The sequence below is a fragment of the Lysobacter capsici genome, assembly GCF_014779555.2.
Taxonomy (GTDB): Bacteria; Pseudomonadota; Gammaproteobacteria; order Xanthomonadales; family Xanthomonadaceae; genus Lysobacter; species Lysobacter capsici.
Genome location: NZ_CP094357.1, coordinates 4,266,051 through 4,283,325 on the forward strand (window position 1 = coordinate 4,266,051; position 17,275 = coordinate 4,283,325).

Annotated in this window: 18 protein-coding genes; 11 read left to right on the top strand and 7 right to left on the bottom strand. The window is 67.0% G+C overall.

What is annotated here, in order from left to right; translation table 11 throughout:
• Positions 1-145: 145 nt before the first annotated feature.
• A complete protein-coding gene (gene dbpA / locus IEQ11_RS17425; protein ID WP_191822342.1) occupies positions 146-1,558 on the bottom strand; it encodes an ATP-dependent RNA helicase DbpA in 1,413 nt (470 codons plus the stop codon).
• Positions 1,559-1,753: 195 nt separating this feature from the next.
• Between dbpA and IEQ11_RS17430 the strand changes: the two genes are divergently transcribed.
• Together IEQ11_RS17430 and IEQ11_RS17435 are read left to right on the top strand one after the other, a co-directional pair.
• On the top strand, positions 1,754-2,323 hold the full coding sequence (locus IEQ11_RS17430) for a hypothetical protein (protein WP_191822343.1): 570 nt from the start codon (positions 1,754-1,756) through the stop codon (positions 2,321-2,323).
• A gap of 145 nt (positions 2,324-2,468) precedes the next feature.
• Entirely contained in the window at positions 2,469-2,999 is a 531-nt protein-coding gene (locus IEQ11_RS17435; RefSeq protein ID WP_191822344.1) for a GreA/GreB family elongation factor, read from the top strand.
• Between the two features lie 34 nt (positions 3,000-3,033).
• Here the strand turns inward: IEQ11_RS17435 and IEQ11_RS17440 are convergent, their stop codons facing one another.
• On the bottom strand, positions 3,034-3,435 hold the full coding sequence (locus IEQ11_RS17440; RefSeq protein ID WP_191822345.1) for an Imm8 family immunity protein: 402 nt from the start codon (positions 3,433-3,435) through the stop codon (positions 3,034-3,036).
• 372 nt (positions 3,436-3,807) lie between these two features.
• Here IEQ11_RS17440 and IEQ11_RS17445 point away from each other — a divergent pair, with 372 nt between their 5' ends.
• The 4 genes from IEQ11_RS17445 to IEQ11_RS17460 all read left to right on the top strand — a co-directional run bounded on the left by IEQ11_RS17445 (position 3,808) and on the right by IEQ11_RS17460 (position 7,262).
• Complete coding sequence (locus IEQ11_RS17445) at positions 3,808-4,821, top strand: acyl-CoA desaturase (protein ID WP_191822346.1); 1,014 nt, start codon at positions 3,808-3,810, stop codon at positions 4,819-4,821.
• A 2-nt stretch (positions 4,822-4,823) separates the two neighbouring features.
• On the top strand, positions 4,824-5,867 hold the full coding sequence (locus IEQ11_RS17450; RefSeq protein ID WP_191822347.1) for an SRPBCC family protein: 1,044 nt from the start codon (positions 4,824-4,826) through the stop codon (positions 5,865-5,867).
• Between the two features lie 138 nt (positions 5,868-6,005).
• Positions 6,006-6,542, top strand: a complete 537-nt coding sequence (locus IEQ11_RS17455) for an RNA polymerase sigma factor (RefSeq protein ID WP_247024585.1) — start codon at positions 6,006-6,008, stop codon at positions 6,540-6,542.
• Between the two features lie 45 nt (positions 6,543-6,587).
• Positions 6,588-7,262 carry a hypothetical protein gene (locus IEQ11_RS17460; RefSeq protein WP_036110625.1) on the top strand — a complete coding sequence of 225 codons (675 nt, stop codon included), beginning with the start codon at positions 6,588-6,590 and terminating at the stop codon, positions 7,260-7,262.
• A gap of 75 nt (positions 7,263-7,337) precedes the next feature.
• Here IEQ11_RS17460 and IEQ11_RS17465 read toward each other — a convergent pair whose 3' ends face one another.
• Entirely contained in the window at positions 7,338-7,652 is a 315-nt protein-coding gene (locus IEQ11_RS17465) for a metalloregulator ArsR/SmtB family transcription factor (RefSeq protein ID WP_036110627.1), read from the bottom strand.
• Between the two features lie 262 nt (positions 7,653-7,914).
• Positions 7,915-8,952, bottom strand: coding sequence for a fatty acid desaturase (locus IEQ11_RS17470; RefSeq protein ID WP_052756334.1), 1,038 nt, complete (start codon positions 8,950-8,952; stop codon positions 7,915-7,917).
• Positions 8,953-9,195: 243 nt separating this feature from the next.
• Between IEQ11_RS17470 and IEQ11_RS17475 the strand changes: the two genes are divergently transcribed.
• The gene (locus IEQ11_RS17475; protein ID WP_036110632.1) at positions 9,196-9,489 is read left to right on the top strand and encodes a GIY-YIG nuclease family protein; all 294 of its coding nucleotides are present in this window, start codon (positions 9,196-9,198) and stop codon (positions 9,487-9,489) included.
• 3 nt (positions 9,490-9,492) lie between these two features.
• Here the strand turns inward: IEQ11_RS17475 and IEQ11_RS17480 are convergent, their stop codons facing one another.
• Complete coding sequence (locus tag IEQ11_RS17480) at positions 9,493-9,882, bottom strand: MAPEG family protein (RefSeq protein ID WP_036110635.1); 390 nt, start codon at positions 9,880-9,882, stop codon at positions 9,493-9,495.
• Between the two features lie 289 nt (positions 9,883-10,171).
• Positions 10,172-11,164: a zinc-dependent alcohol dehydrogenase family protein gene (locus IEQ11_RS17485; protein WP_191822349.1), complete on the bottom strand. Its 993-nt coding sequence runs from the start codon at positions 11,162-11,164 to the stop codon at positions 10,172-10,174.
• Between the two features lie 161 nt (positions 11,165-11,325).
• Between IEQ11_RS17485 and IEQ11_RS17490 the strand changes: the two genes are divergently transcribed.
• Both IEQ11_RS17490 and IEQ11_RS17495 read left to right on the top strand, forming a co-directional pair.
• Positions 11,326-11,550: an RNA-binding S4 domain-containing protein gene (locus IEQ11_RS17490; RefSeq protein WP_046657549.1), complete on the top strand. Its 225-nt coding sequence runs from the start codon at positions 11,326-11,328 to the stop codon at positions 11,548-11,550.
• A 27-nt stretch (positions 11,551-11,577) separates the two neighbouring features.
• Complete coding sequence (locus tag IEQ11_RS17495) at positions 11,578-13,110, top strand: HEAT repeat domain-containing protein (protein WP_191822350.1); 1,533 nt, start codon at positions 11,578-11,580, stop codon at positions 13,108-13,110.
• 42 nt (positions 13,111-13,152) lie between these two features.
• On the opposite strand, the gene IEQ11_RS17500 is transcribed toward IEQ11_RS17495, so the two are convergent.
• Entirely contained in the window at positions 13,153-14,637 is a 1,485-nt protein-coding gene (locus IEQ11_RS17500; RefSeq protein WP_228464752.1) for a hypothetical protein, read from the bottom strand.
• Positions 14,638-14,657: 20 nt separating this feature from the next.
• On the opposite strand from IEQ11_RS17500, the gene IEQ11_RS17505 reads away from it, so the two are divergent.
• Entirely contained in the window at positions 14,658-15,713 is a 1,056-nt protein-coding gene (locus tag IEQ11_RS17505; protein WP_036110645.1) for a bifunctional nicotinamide-nucleotide adenylyltransferase/Nudix hydroxylase, read from the top strand.
• A gap of 75 nt (positions 15,714-15,788) precedes the next feature.
• Complete coding sequence (locus tag IEQ11_RS17510; protein WP_036110648.1) at positions 15,789-17,213, top strand: nicotinate phosphoribosyltransferase; 1,425 nt, start codon at positions 15,789-15,791, stop codon at positions 17,211-17,213.
• The last annotated feature ends 62 nt before the right edge of the window (positions 17,214-17,275 follow it).

The window sequence follows — 17,275 nt, forward strand, 5'->3', positions numbered from 1 at the left end:
ATCGCGCGTTGTAGGAGCTGCGTGAGCTGCGACCGCGACATCGGGCTTACGGCGCAACCGCGGTGTCGCGGTCGCGGCTTGCGCCGCTCCTACAGTCGGCCTGCGGCGGTCAGATGGGCCGCTGTCGCTATGCAAAACGCCAAGATCAGATCCGACTGATCCGAAACTTGCGCCCCTTGATCTTGCCCTCGCGCAAGCGCGCCAGCGCCGCGCTGGCCTGGCCGGTCGCGACGGCGACGTAGGAACGCGTCGCGTAGACGTTGATCTTGCCGACCGCCTCGGCCTTCAGGCCGGCGTCGCCGGTCAGCGCGCCGAGGATGTCGCCGGGGCGCAGCTTGTCGGTCTTGCCGGCGTCGATGCGCAAGGTCGCCATCGGCGCGGCCGGCGCGTTCTTGGCCTTGCCGCTCAGCGGTTCGGCGCGGCGCCAGTGCAAGGGCGCGCCCTGGTTTTGTTCGATCTGCTGGGCTCGGCCGGTTTCGCGCGGGCCGCACAGGCTCAGCGCGACGCCGCCGCGACCGGCGCGGCCGGTGCGGCCGATGCGGTGGACGTACACGTCCGGATCGGTCGGCAGGTCGTAGTTGACCACCGCGCCGAGGTCCTCGACGTCGAGCCCGCGCGCGGCCACGTCGCTGGCGACCAGCACGTTGCAGCTGCGGTTGGAGAAACGCACCAGCACTTCGTCGCGGTCGCGCTGCTCCATGTCGCCGTGCAAAGCCAGCGCGGTGAAGCCGTAATGGCTCAGCGAGCCGACGACTTCCTCGGTGTCCTTGCGCATGTTGCAGAACACCACGCACGAATCGGGCCGGTACTCGAGCAGCAGCGCGGCAAGCAGCGGGGTCTTGCGGGTCGGTTCGACCTCGTAGAAATACTGTTCGATCTGCGGCGCGGTGGCCTCGCCTTCGACCGTGACCTCGAGCGGTTCGCGCATCGCGGCGCGCGCGAGGTCGCGGATCGCGTCGGGGAACGTCGCCGAGAACAACAGGCTTTGCCGCGTCTTCGGCGTCTTGGCGACGATCTCGCGCATCGGCTCCTCGAAGCCCATGTCGAGCATGCGGTCGGCTTCGTCGAACACCAGCGTGCGCACACCATCGAGCTTGAGCGCCTTCTTGCGCAGCAATTCCTGCAGGCGGCCCGGCGTGCCGACCACGACATGCGGCGCATGTTCCAGCGAAGCCAGTTGCGGGCCGAGCGGCATGCCGCCGCACAGCACCGAGACTTTCAGATTGGCGATCGCGAAGGCCAGCTTGCGCAACTGGTTGCCGACCTGATCGGCGAGCTCGCGGGTCGGGCACAGCACCAGCGCCTGGGTGCGGATCGCGGCGGGATCGAGCCGCTGCAGCAGGCCCAGGCCGAAGGCCGCGGTCTTGCCGCTGCCGGTCGGGGCCTGAGCGATCAGATCGCGGCCCTCCAGGATCGCCGGCAAGGCGCGCGCCTGCACCGGGGTCATCACGGTATAGCCCAGCGCGGCCACGCCCTGCAGCAGGGCCGGGCTCAGGGCGAGGGAATCGAAAGCGGTGGCGGCCGCGGCGGTGGCGGCAGGCGAAAGTTGGTCGGTCATGCGCCATGATCGCAGCTTCGGGCACCACCCGACCAGAAACCCATCCGCCACGGCGCCCGGACCGCGGCCTGGAATGTCCGGACAGGCATATCGACGGCCGCGGGCATCGCTTCATCGCCCCACGCGTCCCGCATCGTCCTATCCTGTCGCCGCAGCGCCCAGAACTCCCACCGCCACCGATCCGGAGGCCGTCCCATGGAGCAGTTCCTGCATATCCGCGTCCTGCTCGGCATCGTGCTGGGCCTGGCCATCACCACCTTGCTCAAGGGCCTGGCCCGCTTCGTCCAGCACCCCGGCCGCGAACGCGTGTTCTGGGTGCATATCGGCTGGGCGATCTCGATGTTCACCCTGCTCGCGCATTTCTGGTGGTGGGAGTTCCGCCTGGTGCATCTGACCCAGTGGAGCTTCGTGTCGTTCGCGTTTTTGATCGTCTACGTGGTGGTGCTGTTCCTGCTATGCACCTTGCTGTTTCCCGACGACATCGGCGACTACGAGGGCTGGCAGGATTATTTCCTGTCGCGGCGCGGCTGGTTCTTCGGAATCATGGCCCTGGTCTACGTGATCGACTTCGGCGACACGCTGATCAAGGGCCGCGAATATTACGACGCCTTCGGCATCGAATACCCACTGCGCAATCTGGCCTATGTGGTCATGTGCCTGATCGCCATGCGCACCCGTTCGCTGCGCTTTCACCGGACCTTCGTGATCGTCAGCCTGCTGTATCAATTGTCGTGGATCTATCGGCTTTACGATTTCGTCGAATGAGCGCAGGCCGGGATATCCATCCATCGACACCGGGCCATACGCCGCGGAATCCACAAGCTTGCACATTCGGTCCGATCGCATCGCTCACCCCGCGGCGACCTCGATTCGTCTACATTGGGCCGATGCCCGATCCGACCGTTTCCGCATGAGCCGCGCCTTCGTCAAGGAAGGCGATGGCGACGACAGCACCGGCGATCTGCCCGAGCTGCCGATCAGCGAACATCCCAACTACGTCACCCCGCGCGGCATGGCGCTGCTGCGCTCGCGCCTGGACGACACCTCGCGGCGTCTGGCCGCGCTCGATGCGGAAATCGCCGCGGCGAGCGAAGACGACGGCGGCGGCGAACGGGTCGGAGTCAAGCTCGAACGCGCCCATGTCCATCGCGATATCCGCTGGCTGCAGGCGCGCATCCTCGGCGCGATCACCATCGCCCCCGAACGCCAGCCGGCCGACCGGGTCGCGTTCGGCGCGCGGGTCGAACTGATCGACGAGGAAGGCCACGAACACCGCTACCGCATCGTCGGCGAAGACGAGGCCGATCCCGAGCATGGCCTGATCAGCTGGGTCTCGCCGCTGGCGCGCAGCCTGCACGGCGCGCGGGTCGGTGACAGCGCGGTGTGGAAACGGCCGGCCGGGGATCTCAGCGTCGAAGTGCTGGCGATCGAGTACGGCTGAGGCGACTTTCCCGACGCTGTCGATGCTGGCGCCGCTATCGGTATTCGACGCCTTCGTATTGCCAGAAGAATTTCGCGCGCAGGCAGTCGAGCGATTCGGCCCACGTCGATCGCTCGCACGACGCCACCCGCTGCAGCAGCGCGGCATGCACGCTGGCCCAGTCGTAAGGGTCGACAACGAGCAGCGCGTCGATGTCGAAGCTCGTCCCGCGTTTGCGCATCGAGGTGTACGCCTGCAGCGCCTTGCCTTGGTGGTGCGCCCTCACGCCCTGCGGCGTCGCCACCAGCAGCTGGAAGAGGTGCCCGCCGGACACGCCGACCTCGCCGATCTCCAGCTCGATCGTCAGGTAGACATCCGCGGGGGACGCGGGGCGCCATGCGGGCAGGTCGTCGACATCCAGGGACCTGAGGTCGAGGACTTCGAGAGCTATCGTCATCTCATGGCTCCGCATCTGAAGCCTTGAACCTTGAAGGCCTGAGATCTTCATGTCTATCGAAGCATCGCGGCTTGCTTGGGCGGGCTGCTCAATCCTGTGGAAATCGCGAAGTCCCTGGCGGAAGCGCCTTCAGGCCCGCCCCCTTTCGGTCACAGCGTCGCGCAGCTACCGACCACCGGCCAGGTCGCCAACGATTAGCCAGGCAACCGCTCGTCGGCCCGCGCTTGACGCTTCCGGCCATCGGAGCAAATCATTTAGCAAATTAGTTAATTGCTGAATACATAAGGCGATGTCGGCACGGCGAACCCGACCCGCTCGCGGACGCCGCGCCCGCATCGGGCGCGCAGCTACAGTTCCACCATGGAGAGGTCAATGAACGCATTGCCCGCAAGTCTGCAATCGCATCGCGTCCAATCCCGCGCCGAAGTGGCCGCATCGATCCGCGGGGTCAGCGACGGCCGCGTGGTCTGGGAACCGGTGCGCTCGTTGTGGTTCTCGACCATGGCCGTCGCCGCGGTGGTCGGCGGCCTCGCGATGTTCTCGTGGGCGGCGTTCGCCTTGTTCGTTGTGTCCACCGCGACCGTGCTGCTGCTCGGCCATTCGCTCGGCATGCACCGCAAGCTGATCCACGACAGCTTCGCCTGCCCGAAGTGGATGGAATACCTGCTGGTCTACTGCGGCGTGCAGGTCGGCCTGGCCGGGCCGATCGGCCTGGTGCGCACCCACGACCTGCGCGATTACGCCCAGCGCCTGCCCGACTGCCACGACTACCTCGCCCATCGCCGCCGCTTTCACATCGATGCGTGGTGGCAGCTGCATTGCGAACTGCGCCTGACGCGGCCGCCGCGGATCGAGATCGAAGCGCGCATCGCCGACGATCGTTTCTACCGGTTCCTGCAACGCACCTGGATGTTGCAGCACCTGCCGTGGGCACTCGCGTTCTATGCGATCGGCGGTTGGGGCTGGGTGTTCTGGGGCGTGTGCGCGCGGGTCACCGCCGGCGTGTTCGGGCATTGGCTGGTCGGCTATTTCGCCCACAACCATGGCGGCATGCACCATGAAGTGCGCGGCGCCGCGGTGCAGGGCCGCAATGTGCGGTTCGTGTCGCTGCTGACCATGGGCGAGTGCTGGCATAACAACCACCATGCGTTTCCCGGCTCGGCGCGGCTGGGCCTGTATGCCGGCGAATGGGACCCGGGCTGGTGGTTCCTGCGCGGCTGCGAGCGGCTGGGCCTGGTGCGCGATCTGCGCCTGCCCGAGGACTTGCCGCCGCGCGAGGAACTGCATCGTCTCGATCCGGCGCCTGATCCATCGCCCGTTGCACTGCCCGCCGCATCGCCGATGTCCGCCCGCGCGAAACCTGTCTGCTTGATCAACCGAGCCTGACCATGACTGTCGAACCGCCCGAACTGCCGTCGTCTCCGCCGCCGGTCCAGCCACCCGCCGCGCCGCCGCGCCACGACGCGAGCGTCTCGCTGCTGGTGCATGCCTCGCCGCTGTTCGGCGGCGCCTTGATCGGCCTGCTGCTGCGCCTGGCGTTCGACGGCCAACCCGGCCAGGCGTTCGCGACCATGCTGTGGATCTTCATCGTGCTCGCGCCGTTCGCGATCGGCGCGGTCACGGTGTATCTGGCCGAACGGATCAAGCCGCGCAGCACCACGTATCACTTCTTCATGCCGGTGTTCAGCGTTTCGCTGTGCGTGCTCGGCAGCATGCTGCTGATGCTGGAAGGCGCGATCTGCGTGGTCATGGTGATGCCGATCTTCGCGGTGATGGGCGGCCTCGGCGGCGTGGTCATGGGCGCGATCTGCCGCCGGCTGCAGCGCTCGAAAACGCCGACGGTCTACAGCTTCGTCGCCCTGCCGCTGGTGCTCGGCCTGCTCGGCGTCGGCCAGGACACCCCGCACCGCTTCGAACACGTCGAACGCCGCGTGCTGATCCAGGCCGCGCCGGCGGACGTGTGGAAGGTGCTGCTGGACGCCGACAACATCCAGGCCAGCGAAGTCGACCGCGCCTGGATGTACCGCATCGGCGTGCCCACGCCGTTGAATGGTCTGACCCACGAAACCCGCAACGGCCTGGTGCGCGAGGTGCGCATGGGCAAGGGCATCCACTTCCAGCAGGTGTCGACCGACTGGAAGCCGCAACAGTACGTGCGCTGGCAATACCTGTTCGAAGACGATTCGGTGCCGGCCGGCGCGCTCGACGATCACGTCCGCATCGGCGGTCCCTACTTCGACCTGCTCGACACCCGCTACACCCTGACCCCGCGCGGCGCCGCGACCGAACTGAGCATCCGCATGGACTACCGGGTCAGCACCGGCTTCAACTGGTACACCGTGCCGCTGGCGAACTGGCTGATCGGCGATTTCAGCCAGGTCATCCTCGACTTCTACCGCCACCGCGCCGAGCCCGCCGCGGCGCCCGCCTGATCGCGCGTGACCTGATCCGATCGGCCCGACCCGCCCCGCCCTCACCCCGCGCCCCGCCGCGGGTGTGATGATTCCTGCCGTCGTGCGAATCATGGTGCATACGGGAACGGGAAACGGCAGGCGATGGACCATAGCGGCGTGAAATCCAGACAGGGCGACAGCGCCGGCCATCCGCCGGGCGAGGCCGCGCGGCAACGCTTCGAAGCGCTGCTGCAGGCCCATCGCGGCATCGTCTACAAGGTCGCCAACACCTATTGCCGCAACGACGAGGACCGCGCCGATCTGGCCCAGGAAATCGCGGTGCAGCTGTGGCGCGCGTTCCCCGGTTTCGATCCGCAGCGCAGCTTTTCGACCTGGATGTACCGGATCGCGCTGAACGTGGCGATCTCGCAGGTGCGCAGCAATGCGCCGCGGCAGCAAAACGCGGTCGCGCTCGACGAGCAACTGCACGATGTGGCCGACGAACGCGCCGCCGACCCGGAGGCCGCGCAGCGCCTGCGCGCGCTCAACCGGCTGATCGCCGCGCTGGAGCCGCTCAATCGCGCGTTGTTGCTGCTGTATCTGGAGGAGCGCAGCTACCGCGAGATCGGCGAAGTGCTCGGCCTGAGCGAGACCAATGTCGCGACCAAGATCGCGCGCCTCAAGCAACGCATCCGCACCGATCTGGCCGACTGAGCCAGGCCCACTTCAACATCCTTCCCACGACGGCACCACGACCTCATGAGCGCACTCACGATGGAACTCGACGACTTCAAACTGGCCTGGAAAGAACTCGATCGCAAACTCGATCGCCAATACGCGCTGGACCTGCTGCGCTTGCGCGAGGAACGCGGCAAGCGGATGAAATCCGGCCTGCGCCCGCTGGTCTGGGGACAGGCGCTGCAGATGCTGTTCGGCCTGGTGTGCATCGTCTGGGGCGCCTTGTTCTGGCTGCATCACCTCGATCGCACGCATCTGGTCGTGTTCGGCGTCATCGTGCATGTCTACGGCATCGCCCTGATCGGCTGCGGCGCGGCGATGCAGGCCTTGCTCGCCAAGACCGACTACACCGCGCCGGTGATGACGATCCAGAAACGCCTGGCGAGCCTGCGCAAGACCTACATCCGCACCGGCATGGCGGTCGGTCTGTCCTGGTGGCTGTTCTGGATGCCGTTCGTGAGCGTGTTGTTCATGACCTTCTTCGGCGCCGACATGTACCTCAATGCGCCGTCGGTCTACGTGACCGGCACCGTGATCGGGGTGCTCGGCCTGCTCGCGACCTGGTGGTTCCATCACTGGTCGCGTCAGCCCAGCCGTCCGCGCCTGGCGAAGCTGATGGAAGACAGCGTCACAGGCGTCAGCCTGCGCCGCGCCCAGGCGCTGCTCGACGAGATCGCGCAGTTCGAACGCGAGTGAGGCCGCGAGCCGGTAAGCGACGGCGGTAACGACCGCCGGCGATCAGGCCGGCTGGCGCGAAGACCTCAGCGAAACTCAGCCGGCCGCCTTCTTGGCGCGCCGGCTTTCGCGTTTGAGCGGTCCGCCGACCGGGCAGATCTCGAACGCGAACTGGGTCAAGGTGTTGACCAGGTGGTCGGGGACCAGCTTGTAGACCACGAACTGGCCGCGGCGCTCGCTGCTGATCAGGCCGGCGTTGACCAGCACCGACAGGTGCCGCGAGATCGCCGGCGCGCTCATCTCGAAGCGCGCGGCGATGTCGCCGGCGCTGAGCTCGCGTTCGGACAGGAAGGCCAGGATCTGCCGTCGCGGCGACGAGGCCAGGGCTTCGAAGATCTTGTCCTGCATCATGAGGGCACCGCTGCGGTCGGGGCGCGCGCCGGGGTGGCGCGGGTCCGATTATAGTGGTGCTTATTTAACTAAATTGCTAATTGTTTGTGGGGCGGGGAATCGGGAATCGGGAATCGGGAATCGGAAGAGCTTAGCCGCGGTGGCTGGTGGATCGGCAGGACATCGGGAGCCGCTTTTGCGATTCTCGATTCCCCATTCCCGATTCCCGGCCATCAGGCCCTCACCCCTGCCCTCTCCCGCGTGGCGGGAGAGGGGGAATTCGTCAGGCGCTTCGCGCTTGCGCTTGCTTCAGGCGCTTGGGAAAACCCACCATGCGCTGCAATTCCTCGTCCCACAGCTTCATGCGCGCGCACTTCAGGCTCGACCACAGGGTCAGGCGCGGCGCGGCCTGCAGCAGCGGGCTGGATTCGAAGGCTTCGCGCAGGCGGTAGTTCGGGATGCGGCTGGCCAGATGGTGGATGTGGTGGTAGCCGATGTTGCCGGTGAACCAATGCACGATGCCCGGCAGGTCGTAGTACGAGCTGCCGGCGATCGCCGCCTCGTGCGAGTCCCACTCGCCCTTGCGGGTCCAGTAGGCGTCTTCGAAGGTGTGCTGCACGTAGAACAGCCACACGCCGGCGGCGCCGGCCAGCAGCACGATCGGCAGATGCACCAGGAACACCGTGTGCCAGCCGATCGCGAAGCCCATCGCGATGATGGTCAGCGCCAGCGCGAGGTTGTTGAACAGCACGCTCGCCCACTCGCGCTTCCAGGTGAACGGAAGGTCGAACGGAAAGCGGTGCTTGATCACGAACTGATAGACCGGGCCGACGCCGAGCAGCACCGGGATGCTGCGGTACAGGCGGTAGCTCAGCCGGCCCAGCCAGGAACGCGCGCGGTATTCGGCGACGGTCAGGGTTTCGATGTCGCCCATCTCGCGGCGGTCGAGGTTGCCCGAGGTGCCGTGGTGGATGGCGTGGGTCTTCTTCCAGTAACCGTACGGGAACAGGGTGACTAGGCCCAGGCAGCGCCCGACCATGTCGTTGGCGCGGCTGCTGGCGAAGAACGAACCATGCCCGCAGTCGTGCTGGATGATGAAGGTGCGCACGTACAGGCCGGCGGTCGGGATCGCCATCAGCAAGGTCCAGCCGTAGCCCCAGTGGCCGACCACGCTCCAGGCCATCAGCACCCACATCGCCGCGAACGGCACCAGGGTGTTGATCAGTTGCCACACCGCCCGTCCCGTTTGAGGCTTGGCGAAACGCGCGCAAAGCTGACGCAGGTTGGTTACGGAAGGTTGCGAATCGGCGTCAGCGTTCAAGCGGGAACTCCAGTCAGGACATCGCATTGTGGTGAGCGCACGAAGACCTGGCAATGACATGCGCGTGCGTATGGATGTGATCGAGACCGGTCTTTCGAGAAATGTCCGCCAAAGCGCGCACCAAAGTCCGCGCCAACGGCGGCGGTGTCGGCGCCGGACCGGTCGGTCGGCGCGGCCGGTCTGGCAGGTTCCCCGAGCGTTCCCACACTACGCCTTGCGCCCGCGGGCCGCTAGGCTAAGGGCATGTCCGCCTGGTACGTCTACGTCATCGAATGCCGCGACGGCAGCCTGTACACCGGCATCGCGCTGGATGTAGAGCGCCGCTACGCCCAGCATCTGGCCGGAAAGGGCGCGCGCTACACGCGTTCGCGTCCGCCGTTGCGACTGTTGGCGCGGTTCATATATCCGGACCGTTCGTCGGCGCTGCGCGCGGAATATGCGATCAAGCAGCTGTCGCCGACGGCCAAACGCCGGCTGTGCGCGCAAGCCGAAGCCGAGATCGCGGCCGAAGCCGCCATTGAAGCCGCGTCGGGCTGAGCCTCAGAACAGCGCCCACAGCAGCTTGAGCAGGCCCCACAGCGCCACCGTCCACACCGCCGAACGCAGATAAGGGATGCCGGCGGCATACACCGGCACATAGGCCAGCCGCGCCCAGAAGTACAACTGCGCGCCCAGCGCGGTGTCGTCGTTGCCGCGCCCGGCGACGGCGACCGCCAGCACCGCGGCGGCGAACAGCGGAAAGGTTTCGAGGAAATTGCGCCAGGCGCGGTCCATGCGCGCGGCCACGCCGGTCAAGGGTTCGACCGCGCCGTCGCGGGCGCTCGCGTTCCAGCGCACGCCGCGCTGGGCGGTCATGAAACCCGCATTGACCAGCAGGTGCACGATGCCCAGTGCGATCGACCAGGCCAGCATCTGCAGTTCGGTGCTCATGTGCGATGTGCCTCTTTGAAGATGCTGCGGGTTGAAGGTGCTACAGGTCGAAGAATCTGCACGAGGCTGCGAGGTCTAAGCGGGCGGGGGCTTCGGCCCCGACGCTTTTCGATCGGATCGGGATCGCACTGTGAAGTTTCGAGCGACCTGAGCCAACAGCGCCGGGGTTCAAGCCCCTCCCACTGAGACCTCGCACAAACACCTCATACCAACCACTCGCATACCCGATGAACTCACCGGTCGGGCCGACGGCCACTACGTCGGCCGTCGGCACCGCCCGCTCGTTCCCTCACACCGGTCCGTTCGGCAAAATCAGAATCTTGCCGTCGCGCTCGCCGGCCGCCGCGGCCGCAACCGCGTCCTTGATCTGGTCGAGCCCATAGGTCGCCTGCACCCGCGCCTGCAACTGCCCGCTGGCGACGCGCTGGGCGATCTCGCCGAACACTTCCGCGCGTCGCGCCGGGCTCGCCTGCTGGAACCAGCGCGACAGCCAGAACCCGCGCAGGCTCACGTCGCGGAACACGAACGAGGCCGGCGAGATCGAACACGCCTCGCCGCTCATCGCGCCGTAGTTGACCACGACGCCGCCCTCGCCCAAGGACTGCGCGATGTGCTGGGTCGACACCCCGCCGACCGCGTCGATGCCGAGCTTGATCGGCGCCTTGTCCGCCGCTTCGCGCGCGCGCTTGCCCAGGTCGTCGCCGTCGACCAGCACCACGTCGGCGCCGGCCGCGCGCACCGCCTCGACCGCCGACTCGCGCCGCACCACGTTGATCGTGCGCAGCCCGCGCGATTTCGCGATCTGGATCAGATAGGTGCCGACCGCCGAATTGGCCGCGTTCTGGATCACCCAGTCGCCCGGCTGCAGGTCGACGAATTCGCTGAGCATCAGCAGCGCGGTCGGCGGATTGATCGTGATCATCGCCAGTTGCTTGGGATCGGCGCCGTCGGGCAAGGCGATCAGGTGCTTGGCGGTGCCGACCATATGCGTGGCCCAACTGCCGCCCTGGATCGGCAGCAGCACGGTCTGGCCGACCTTGAGCTGGGTCACCTCCGGTCCGAGCTCGGCGATCCGGCCGACGCCCTCGTTGCCGCCGACCGCCGGCAACGGCGGCAGCAGGCCGTATTCGCCGGTCAGGGTCAGCACATCGGAGGGGTTGATCGGCGCGGCCAGCACTTCGATCAGCACCTGGCCCGCGCTCAGCGGCGGGGTCTGGAACTCCACCGCCTCGATGACGTCCTGCGGCACCGGGCCGCGCTGGGTGTATTGGGCTTTCTTCATTGCGTCACTCCAAACCGGACGGGAACCAGGGACCTCGCCCGCGACCGACCACCGGCCGCGACGCGATTGCATACGCGAGAGTACGCCGGACCCGGTGCAAACGTCTTGCGCGCAAGTCTCAGCGCTGCGACCCTGCTTGGCCCTTCATCGTCCATGGCCTCATGCAACCGATCCGCTTCGAACTCGACCCCGGCCACGACTACGTAGAGCTCAACCAGCTGCTGAAACTGACCGGCCTGTGCGACAGCGGCGGCGCCGGCAAGGCGATCGTCGCCAGCGGCGCGGTCCGGGTCGACGGCCAGGTGGAACTGCGCAAGACCTGCAAGATCCGGGTCGGGCAGACGGTGGCATACCAGGGCGTGACGATCGAGGTGGTCGCGGTCTGAGCGCCCCTCAGCCAAAGGAGCCACGCCTTGTTCTTCGGCCCAGATAGAACGCCCGCGCTGCTGCCGGCCGGCTGGCGCCGCTTCCTCGCGGCGGCGCTGCTGCCGCGGCAACGCCCGGGCGAATTCCCCGCCGCCTTCGACAGCGCGGTCGCCGATCTGTTCGCGCTCGACGACCGGGGTCTGACGCAATTGGATGGCCAGATCCGCGCCAGCCACCGCTATTCGCCCGGGGATTACTCCAGCAAACAGATCCGGATCGAATCCCTGCGCGACACACCCGAGCAGGCGCAAGCCTGCCTGTTCGTCTCGGCCTGCGACCGCAGCGGTTACGTGCGCGGCCAGGCGCTTAGCGATTTCGCCCACTACCCCGGCCGTCTGGCCCTGAGCGCGGCCTTGATCCGCTGCGACGATTGGGTCGATCCGGTCCGCCGCGAAGCCGAACGCTTGCTGGGTCGATTGTTGTTGCAAGACGACAGTGTTCTGTTCAACAGCCTGGATCTCGCCTTGCGCTTGCGCGTGCGTGCGCGCTTCCGCGATGGCGTGTGGGCACGGCGCATCGAGCCCAGCCTGCGTTCGCCTCGGCACGCGCAGGCGCGCTGGGCGTTGATCACCCACCCGTCGCCGCCGGTCCGCGAATGGGCCTATGCCGCCATCGCCGATTGCGATCCGCAACATCGCGACGACGCTTGCCTTGCCGCATTGAACGACCCGCACCCGCGTATCGCCCTGCAGGCACTGCGCAGCCTGAGCGAAAGCAACCGCACGATCGATCGCGATGCCCATCTAGCCCGTGCGACGACCTTCACCCATGCGGCGGTACGCACCGAAGCGCTGCGCCAAGTGCAGCGCTTCGGCCTGCCGAACGCACGCGAGGAATTGCGTCGCGCCTTGCTGGACCGCTCCGCCGGTCCGCGCCGGGTCGCCGCCTATCTGCTGAAGACCCACTACGGCGAGGACGCGGCCGGGCATTGGCGCCAGATCGCGGCCGGCGCGGACAGCCACGACGCACGCGCCGCGCTCGTGTCGTTGAGCGATTGCGCCCAGCTTGAAGACGTCGACCTGCTCAAGCGCTGGTTCACTCATCCAACGCCGACGCTGCGCGGCCATGCCTTGCGCGGCCTGATCCGCGCCCAGACACCGGACCTGCAATCGGTGCTGGCGCAGGCGACGCAGGATCGAAACTCCAAGGTGATGAAAGCCGCGCTCGCCGCGTTCGCCAACGGCGCGGCGGCGATGACGCTCGCGATCCTGCAACGCGGCTGGGATCGCCACGACGATCCCGGCTACCGCGCGAAGATGATCGCGACCACCACGCTGATCGATAAATGGCAGGCGCTCGGCTTCCTGTTGCGAACGCTCGCGCAGGACAGCACCGCGCAATTGCAGAAGTGGATCGTCCATCATCTACGCGACTGGACCTATACCGCCCGCTATCGGTTCGGCGCGCGCACGGATGGCGATACGCCGCGATTACTGAGCTTGTTGAACGACGCGCGGCCGCGCTTGCCCGACGATCTGGCGAATCAGATCGAGGGGTTCATCGATGCATCCTCGCGCTGACTACGCGCGAGTGCGGGGCGTCTTCCCGCCGCGCTGATCGGCTCAGGCCAGCGGCAAGGTACTCGTCGCCCTGCACAAATCGTCATGCAACCGCTGCACCGCCTGCGCCGCCATGACGTAATCGCGGCTGCCCAAGGCTTCAACGAAACGGCAGGACGCATAGCCCAGCGACTTGCGTTCGTAGTCCTCGACCCAGCGCTCTCGCTCGGGCATGCGCTCGGCGGCGATCGGCCATACGCCGGCCTTGGGCATCGAATCGGGCCGGTTCGATGCGACGCCCGCGCGCGATCGCGAGCGGGCCCGATCGCCGATGCGCCAAGGTTTCGGGCTGACCCGCGCGCGGAAACAATGCTGGCGCCGGCACAGCAGCGCGTAGTAGGCGTCGGCGCCGATCGCTTCGAAGAAGCCGATCACCGCCGGATCGTTCGGATCGAATACCCGGTGCATCGCCAGCAGGCGAAAACCGTTCGGCGTGCGGTACAAGCGCAGATGCCAGTCCGGATGCGCGGCGATGAAGGCGTCGATGCGTCTGCGCGCGCGGCCTTCGGCCCCGCCGTCGGCGCGATGGCGTGCGCGACCGCGTGCCTGGGCGAGCGCGATGGCGATGCCGGTGGCGAAAATCCAGCTCAGCAGGAACACTCCCAGATGCCGCGCCACCGCACCCGCGATCAACGCCGCCGCCAGCGACGAAAGAAAGTAGTACTTGTTCCAGGCCGATACCGGCTCGTCGAAATCGACGTCGGCGAACAACACGTCGGGCGAGTTGAGGCAGCGCGCGCCGTAGCTGTTGCGGGTGATGACGACATCGCCGTCGCGTTCGACGATCTGTTCGCGGATCGGCAGGCCTTCGGCGTCGTAGGGCACGCGCGGATCGCGCTTGGGCAGGCTGGCTCCGGCGAGGATGCGATCGAAGGCTTCGCGTGCACGCGCATCGGCCATGGCCTGGGCGTCGGCGAGGTTGGCGTTGGACCACCCGAAGCGACGCACCGTCAGCGAACGTCGTCCGGATACGTGGTCACGCCCGAACTGCTCGCTGATCCGGGCTTCGGCCCAGAATTCCGGAACGATCATCGCCATGTCGCGCTCCCTGCCTGATTCGTCCGATTGTATGCGGCGCCGCCGTGGCCGGGAGCGGTGCCTGCGGGGATGGTGCGGGGACGAGGCGCGGACATCGAGGTCGTGTTGTGTTCGGATCGTGTCGTCGTCGGTGGATGGGGCGCGGTCGCGGCTTGCGCCGCTCCTACAGGGGGATCGCAGGCCGTAGCTCATGCCGCATGCAGCCGCTGTAGGAGCGGCGCGAGCCGCGACCACCCGAAGAGGCCGAATACCACGCGGCGACCGATGCGAAAGAATTCGGACGGGCTTGGCTCGAAACGGGGCACCGTCCAATACCCGCGCTGACCAAAGCCCGTACTGCCGTAGCTTCGGATTCAGGCGCTTTCGTACACAACTTCGGTTGGCACTTGACGGCGCATCCCATCGGCGTAGCATTCGCCATACGCCAGCGGACAGACCGATGGCGACCAACTACTCCGTGAGGGATTCTCATGGCAATCGAATTCGATTACCTGGTTTTCATTGGCCGCTTCGAGCCGTTCCACAACGGCCACGCCGCCGTCGCCCGCCACGCTCTGGCCAAGGCGTCCAAAGTCATCTTCCTGGTCGGTTCCGCCGACACCCCCCGCACCACCAAGAACCCGTTTACCGTCGCCGAGCGCGCGGTGATGATCCAGGCCGCGTTGGGCGATGCCGCCGACCGGCTGATCGTGCGGCCGCTGCGCGATCACCTCTACAACGAGAGCCTGTGGATCGCCAACGTCCAGCGCGCGGTCGCCGAGGCGGTGCGCGCCGACGGCGGCGATGCCGACGCGCGCATCGGCCTGATCGGCATGGACAAGGACGCCTCCAGCTACTACCTGCGCGAATTCCCGCAGTGGCCGCTGGTCGACGTCAGCCACACCGCCACCTTGTCGGCCACCGAGTTGCGCCGCTTCCTGTTCGAAGCCAACCAGATCGACAGCCACGGCGGCTTGATGCTGATCCGCGCGAATGTGCCCGGACCGGTGTTCGACATGCTCGAAGCTTTCCGCAAAAGTTCGCCCGCGTTCACCCAGTTGGTCGCCGAGTACCAGTTCATCGAGCAGTACCGCGCGGCCTGGAGCGACGCGCCCTACCCGCCGACCTTCGTCACCACCGACGCGGTGATCGTGCATTCCGGCCACGTGCTGCTGGTGCGCCGCCGCGCCGAACCGGGCAAGGGCCTGTGGGCGTTGCCGGGCGGTTTCGTCGGCCAGCACGAAAGCCTGCTCGAAGCCTGCCTGCGCGAGCTGCGCGAGGAAACCCGGCTCAAGCTGCCGCTGCCGGTGCTCAAGGGCTCGATCAAGGGCGAGCACGTGTTCGATCATCCCGAACGCAGCGCGCGCGGACGCACCATCACCCACGCCTTCCACTTCGAATTCCCGGCCGGCGAACTGCCGCCGGTGCGCGGCGGCGACGACGCCGACAAGGCGCGCTGGATCGCGGTCAGCGAGGCGCTGGAAATGGGCCCGCAGCTGTTCGAAGACCATCTGCACATTCTCGAATTCTTTCTCGGCCGCGGCTAAGCGCACACGCACCGCCCGGCCTCTCGCCGGCGGACAGACCGCCGGCTTACCCCAGACGCGAAGGAGCTTCCCGTCATGCAATGCCTCGACAACCTGCTGCTCAACACCGACAGCTACAAGGCCAGCCACTGGCTGCAATACCCGCCCGGCACCGACGCGACGTTCTTCTACGTCGAATCGCGCGGCGGCGTGCACGACCGCACCGTGTTCTTCGGCCTGCAGGCGATCCTCAAGGAATACCTGGCCAAGCCGATCACCCACGCCGACATCGATGAAGCGCGCGACCTGTTCGCCGCGCACGGCGAGCCGTTCAACGAAACCGGCTGGCGCTATATCGTCGACCGCCACGGCGGTTTGATGCCGATCCGGATCCGCGCCGTGCCCGAAGGCACGGTGGTGCCGACGCATCAGGCGCTGGTGACGATCGAATCGACCGACCCGGACGCGTACTGGGTGCCGTCGTATCTCGAAACCTTGCTGCTGCGGCTGTGGTATCCGGTGACGGTGGCGACGATCAGCTGGCATGCCAAGCAGACGATCCGCCAGTTCCTGGAACGCACCAGCGACGATCCCGAAGGCCAGCTGCCGTTCAAGCTGCACGACTTCGGCGCGCGCGGCGTGTCCAGCACCGAATCGGCGGCGTTCGGCGGCGCCGCGCACCTGGTCAACTTCCTCGGCACCGACACGGTCTCGGGCCTGCTGCTGGCCAAGCGTTACTACCACGAGCCGATGGCCGGGTTTTCGATCCCGGCCGCCGAGCACAGCACCATCACCAGTTGGGGCCGCGAGCACGAGGTCGATGCCTACCGCAACATGCTGACCCAGTTCGGCAAGCCCGGCGCGATCGTCGCGGTGGTGTCCGACAGCTACGACATCTTCCACGCGATCCGCGAGCACTGGGGCAAGACCTTACGCGAGGAAGTGATCGCCTCGGGCGCGACCTTGGTGGTGCGTCCGGACTCCGGCGATCCGGTCGACGTGGTGCATCAGTGCGTGACCATGCTCGACGAAGCCTTCGGCCATACCGTCAACAGCAAGGGCTTCAAGGTGTTGAACCACGTCCGCGTGATCCAGGGCGACGGCATCAACCCGACCAGCATCCGCGCCATCCTCGAACGCATCACCAGCTACGGTTACGCCACCGACAACCTCGCCTTCGGCATGGGCGGCGCGTTGCTGCAGCGGCTGGATCGCGATACCCAGAAGTTCGCGCTCAAGTGTTCGGCGGCGCGGGTCAACGGCGAATGGATCGATGTCTACAAGGACCCGATCACCGACAAGGGCAAGTCGAGCAAGCGCGGCCGCATGACCTTGCTGCGCCACCGCGAATACGGCCACTTCAAGACCGTGCCGGTGCCGCCGGACGCCGCGTCGCTGGAAGAAGCGGTCAAGCCGTTGGGCTTCGACGATGCGATGGTGACGGTGTGGGAGGACGGCAGGATCGTCAACGACTGGACCTTCGCGCAGGTGCGCGAGTTGGCTAACGCTACCCGGCTTTGATTGCTGGCTCGCGGCCCTCACCCCAACCCCTCTCCCGTTGCACGGGAGAGGGCTAAGAGCGA

What these genes read in the sequence shown, in the direction of transcription:
- IEQ11_RS17460 (WP_036110625.1), top strand. Translation starts at nt 6,588, where the DNA reads ATGAGCGCACTCACGATGGAACTCGACGACTTCAAACTGGCCTGGAAA.
- IEQ11_RS17435 (WP_191822344.1), top strand. Translation starts at nt 2,469, where the DNA reads ATGAGCCGCGCCTTCGTCAAGGAAGGCGATGGCGACGACAGCACCGGC.
- IEQ11_RS17430 (WP_191822343.1), top strand. Translation starts at nt 1,754, where the DNA reads ATGGAGCAGTTCCTGCATATCCGCGTCCTGCTCGGCATCGTGCTGGGC.
- IEQ11_RS17490 (WP_046657549.1), top strand. Translation starts at nt 11,326, where the DNA reads ATGCAACCGATCCGCTTCGAACTCGACCCCGGCCACGACTACGTAGAG.
- IEQ11_RS17510 (WP_036110648.1), top strand. Translation starts at nt 15,789, where the DNA reads ATGCAATGCCTCGACAACCTGCTGCTCAACACCGACAGCTACAAGGCC.
- IEQ11_RS17450 (WP_191822347.1), top strand. Translation starts at nt 4,824, where the DNA reads ATGACTGTCGAACCGCCCGAACTGCCGTCGTCTCCGCCGCCGGTCCAG.
- IEQ11_RS17505 (WP_036110645.1), top strand. Translation starts at nt 14,658, where the DNA reads ATGGCAATCGAATTCGATTACCTGGTTTTCATTGGCCGCTTCGAGCCG.
- dbpA (WP_191822342.1), bottom strand. Translation starts at nt 1,558, where the DNA reads ATGACCGACCAACTTTCGCCTGCCGCCACCGCCGCGGCCGCCACCGCT.
- IEQ11_RS17440 (WP_191822345.1), bottom strand. Translation starts at nt 3,435, where the DNA reads ATGACGATAGCTCTCGAAGTCCTCGACCTCAGGTCCCTGGATGTCGAC.
- IEQ11_RS17485 (WP_191822349.1), bottom strand. Translation starts at nt 11,164, where the DNA reads ATGAAGAAAGCCCAATACACCCAGCGCGGCCCGGTGCCGCAGGACGTC.
- IEQ11_RS17445 (WP_191822346.1), top strand. Translation starts at nt 3,808, where the DNA reads ATGAACGCATTGCCCGCAAGTCTGCAATCGCATCGCGTCCAATCCCGC.
- IEQ11_RS17480 (WP_036110635.1), bottom strand. Translation starts at nt 9,882, where the DNA reads ATGAGCACCGAACTGCAGATGCTGGCCTGGTCGATCGCACTGGGCATC.
- IEQ11_RS17465 (WP_036110627.1), bottom strand. Translation starts at nt 7,652, where the DNA reads ATGATGCAGGACAAGATCTTCGAAGCCCTGGCCTCGTCGCCGCGACGG.
- IEQ11_RS17475 (WP_036110632.1), top strand. Translation starts at nt 9,196, where the DNA reads ATGTCCGCCTGGTACGTCTACGTCATCGAATGCCGCGACGGCAGCCTG.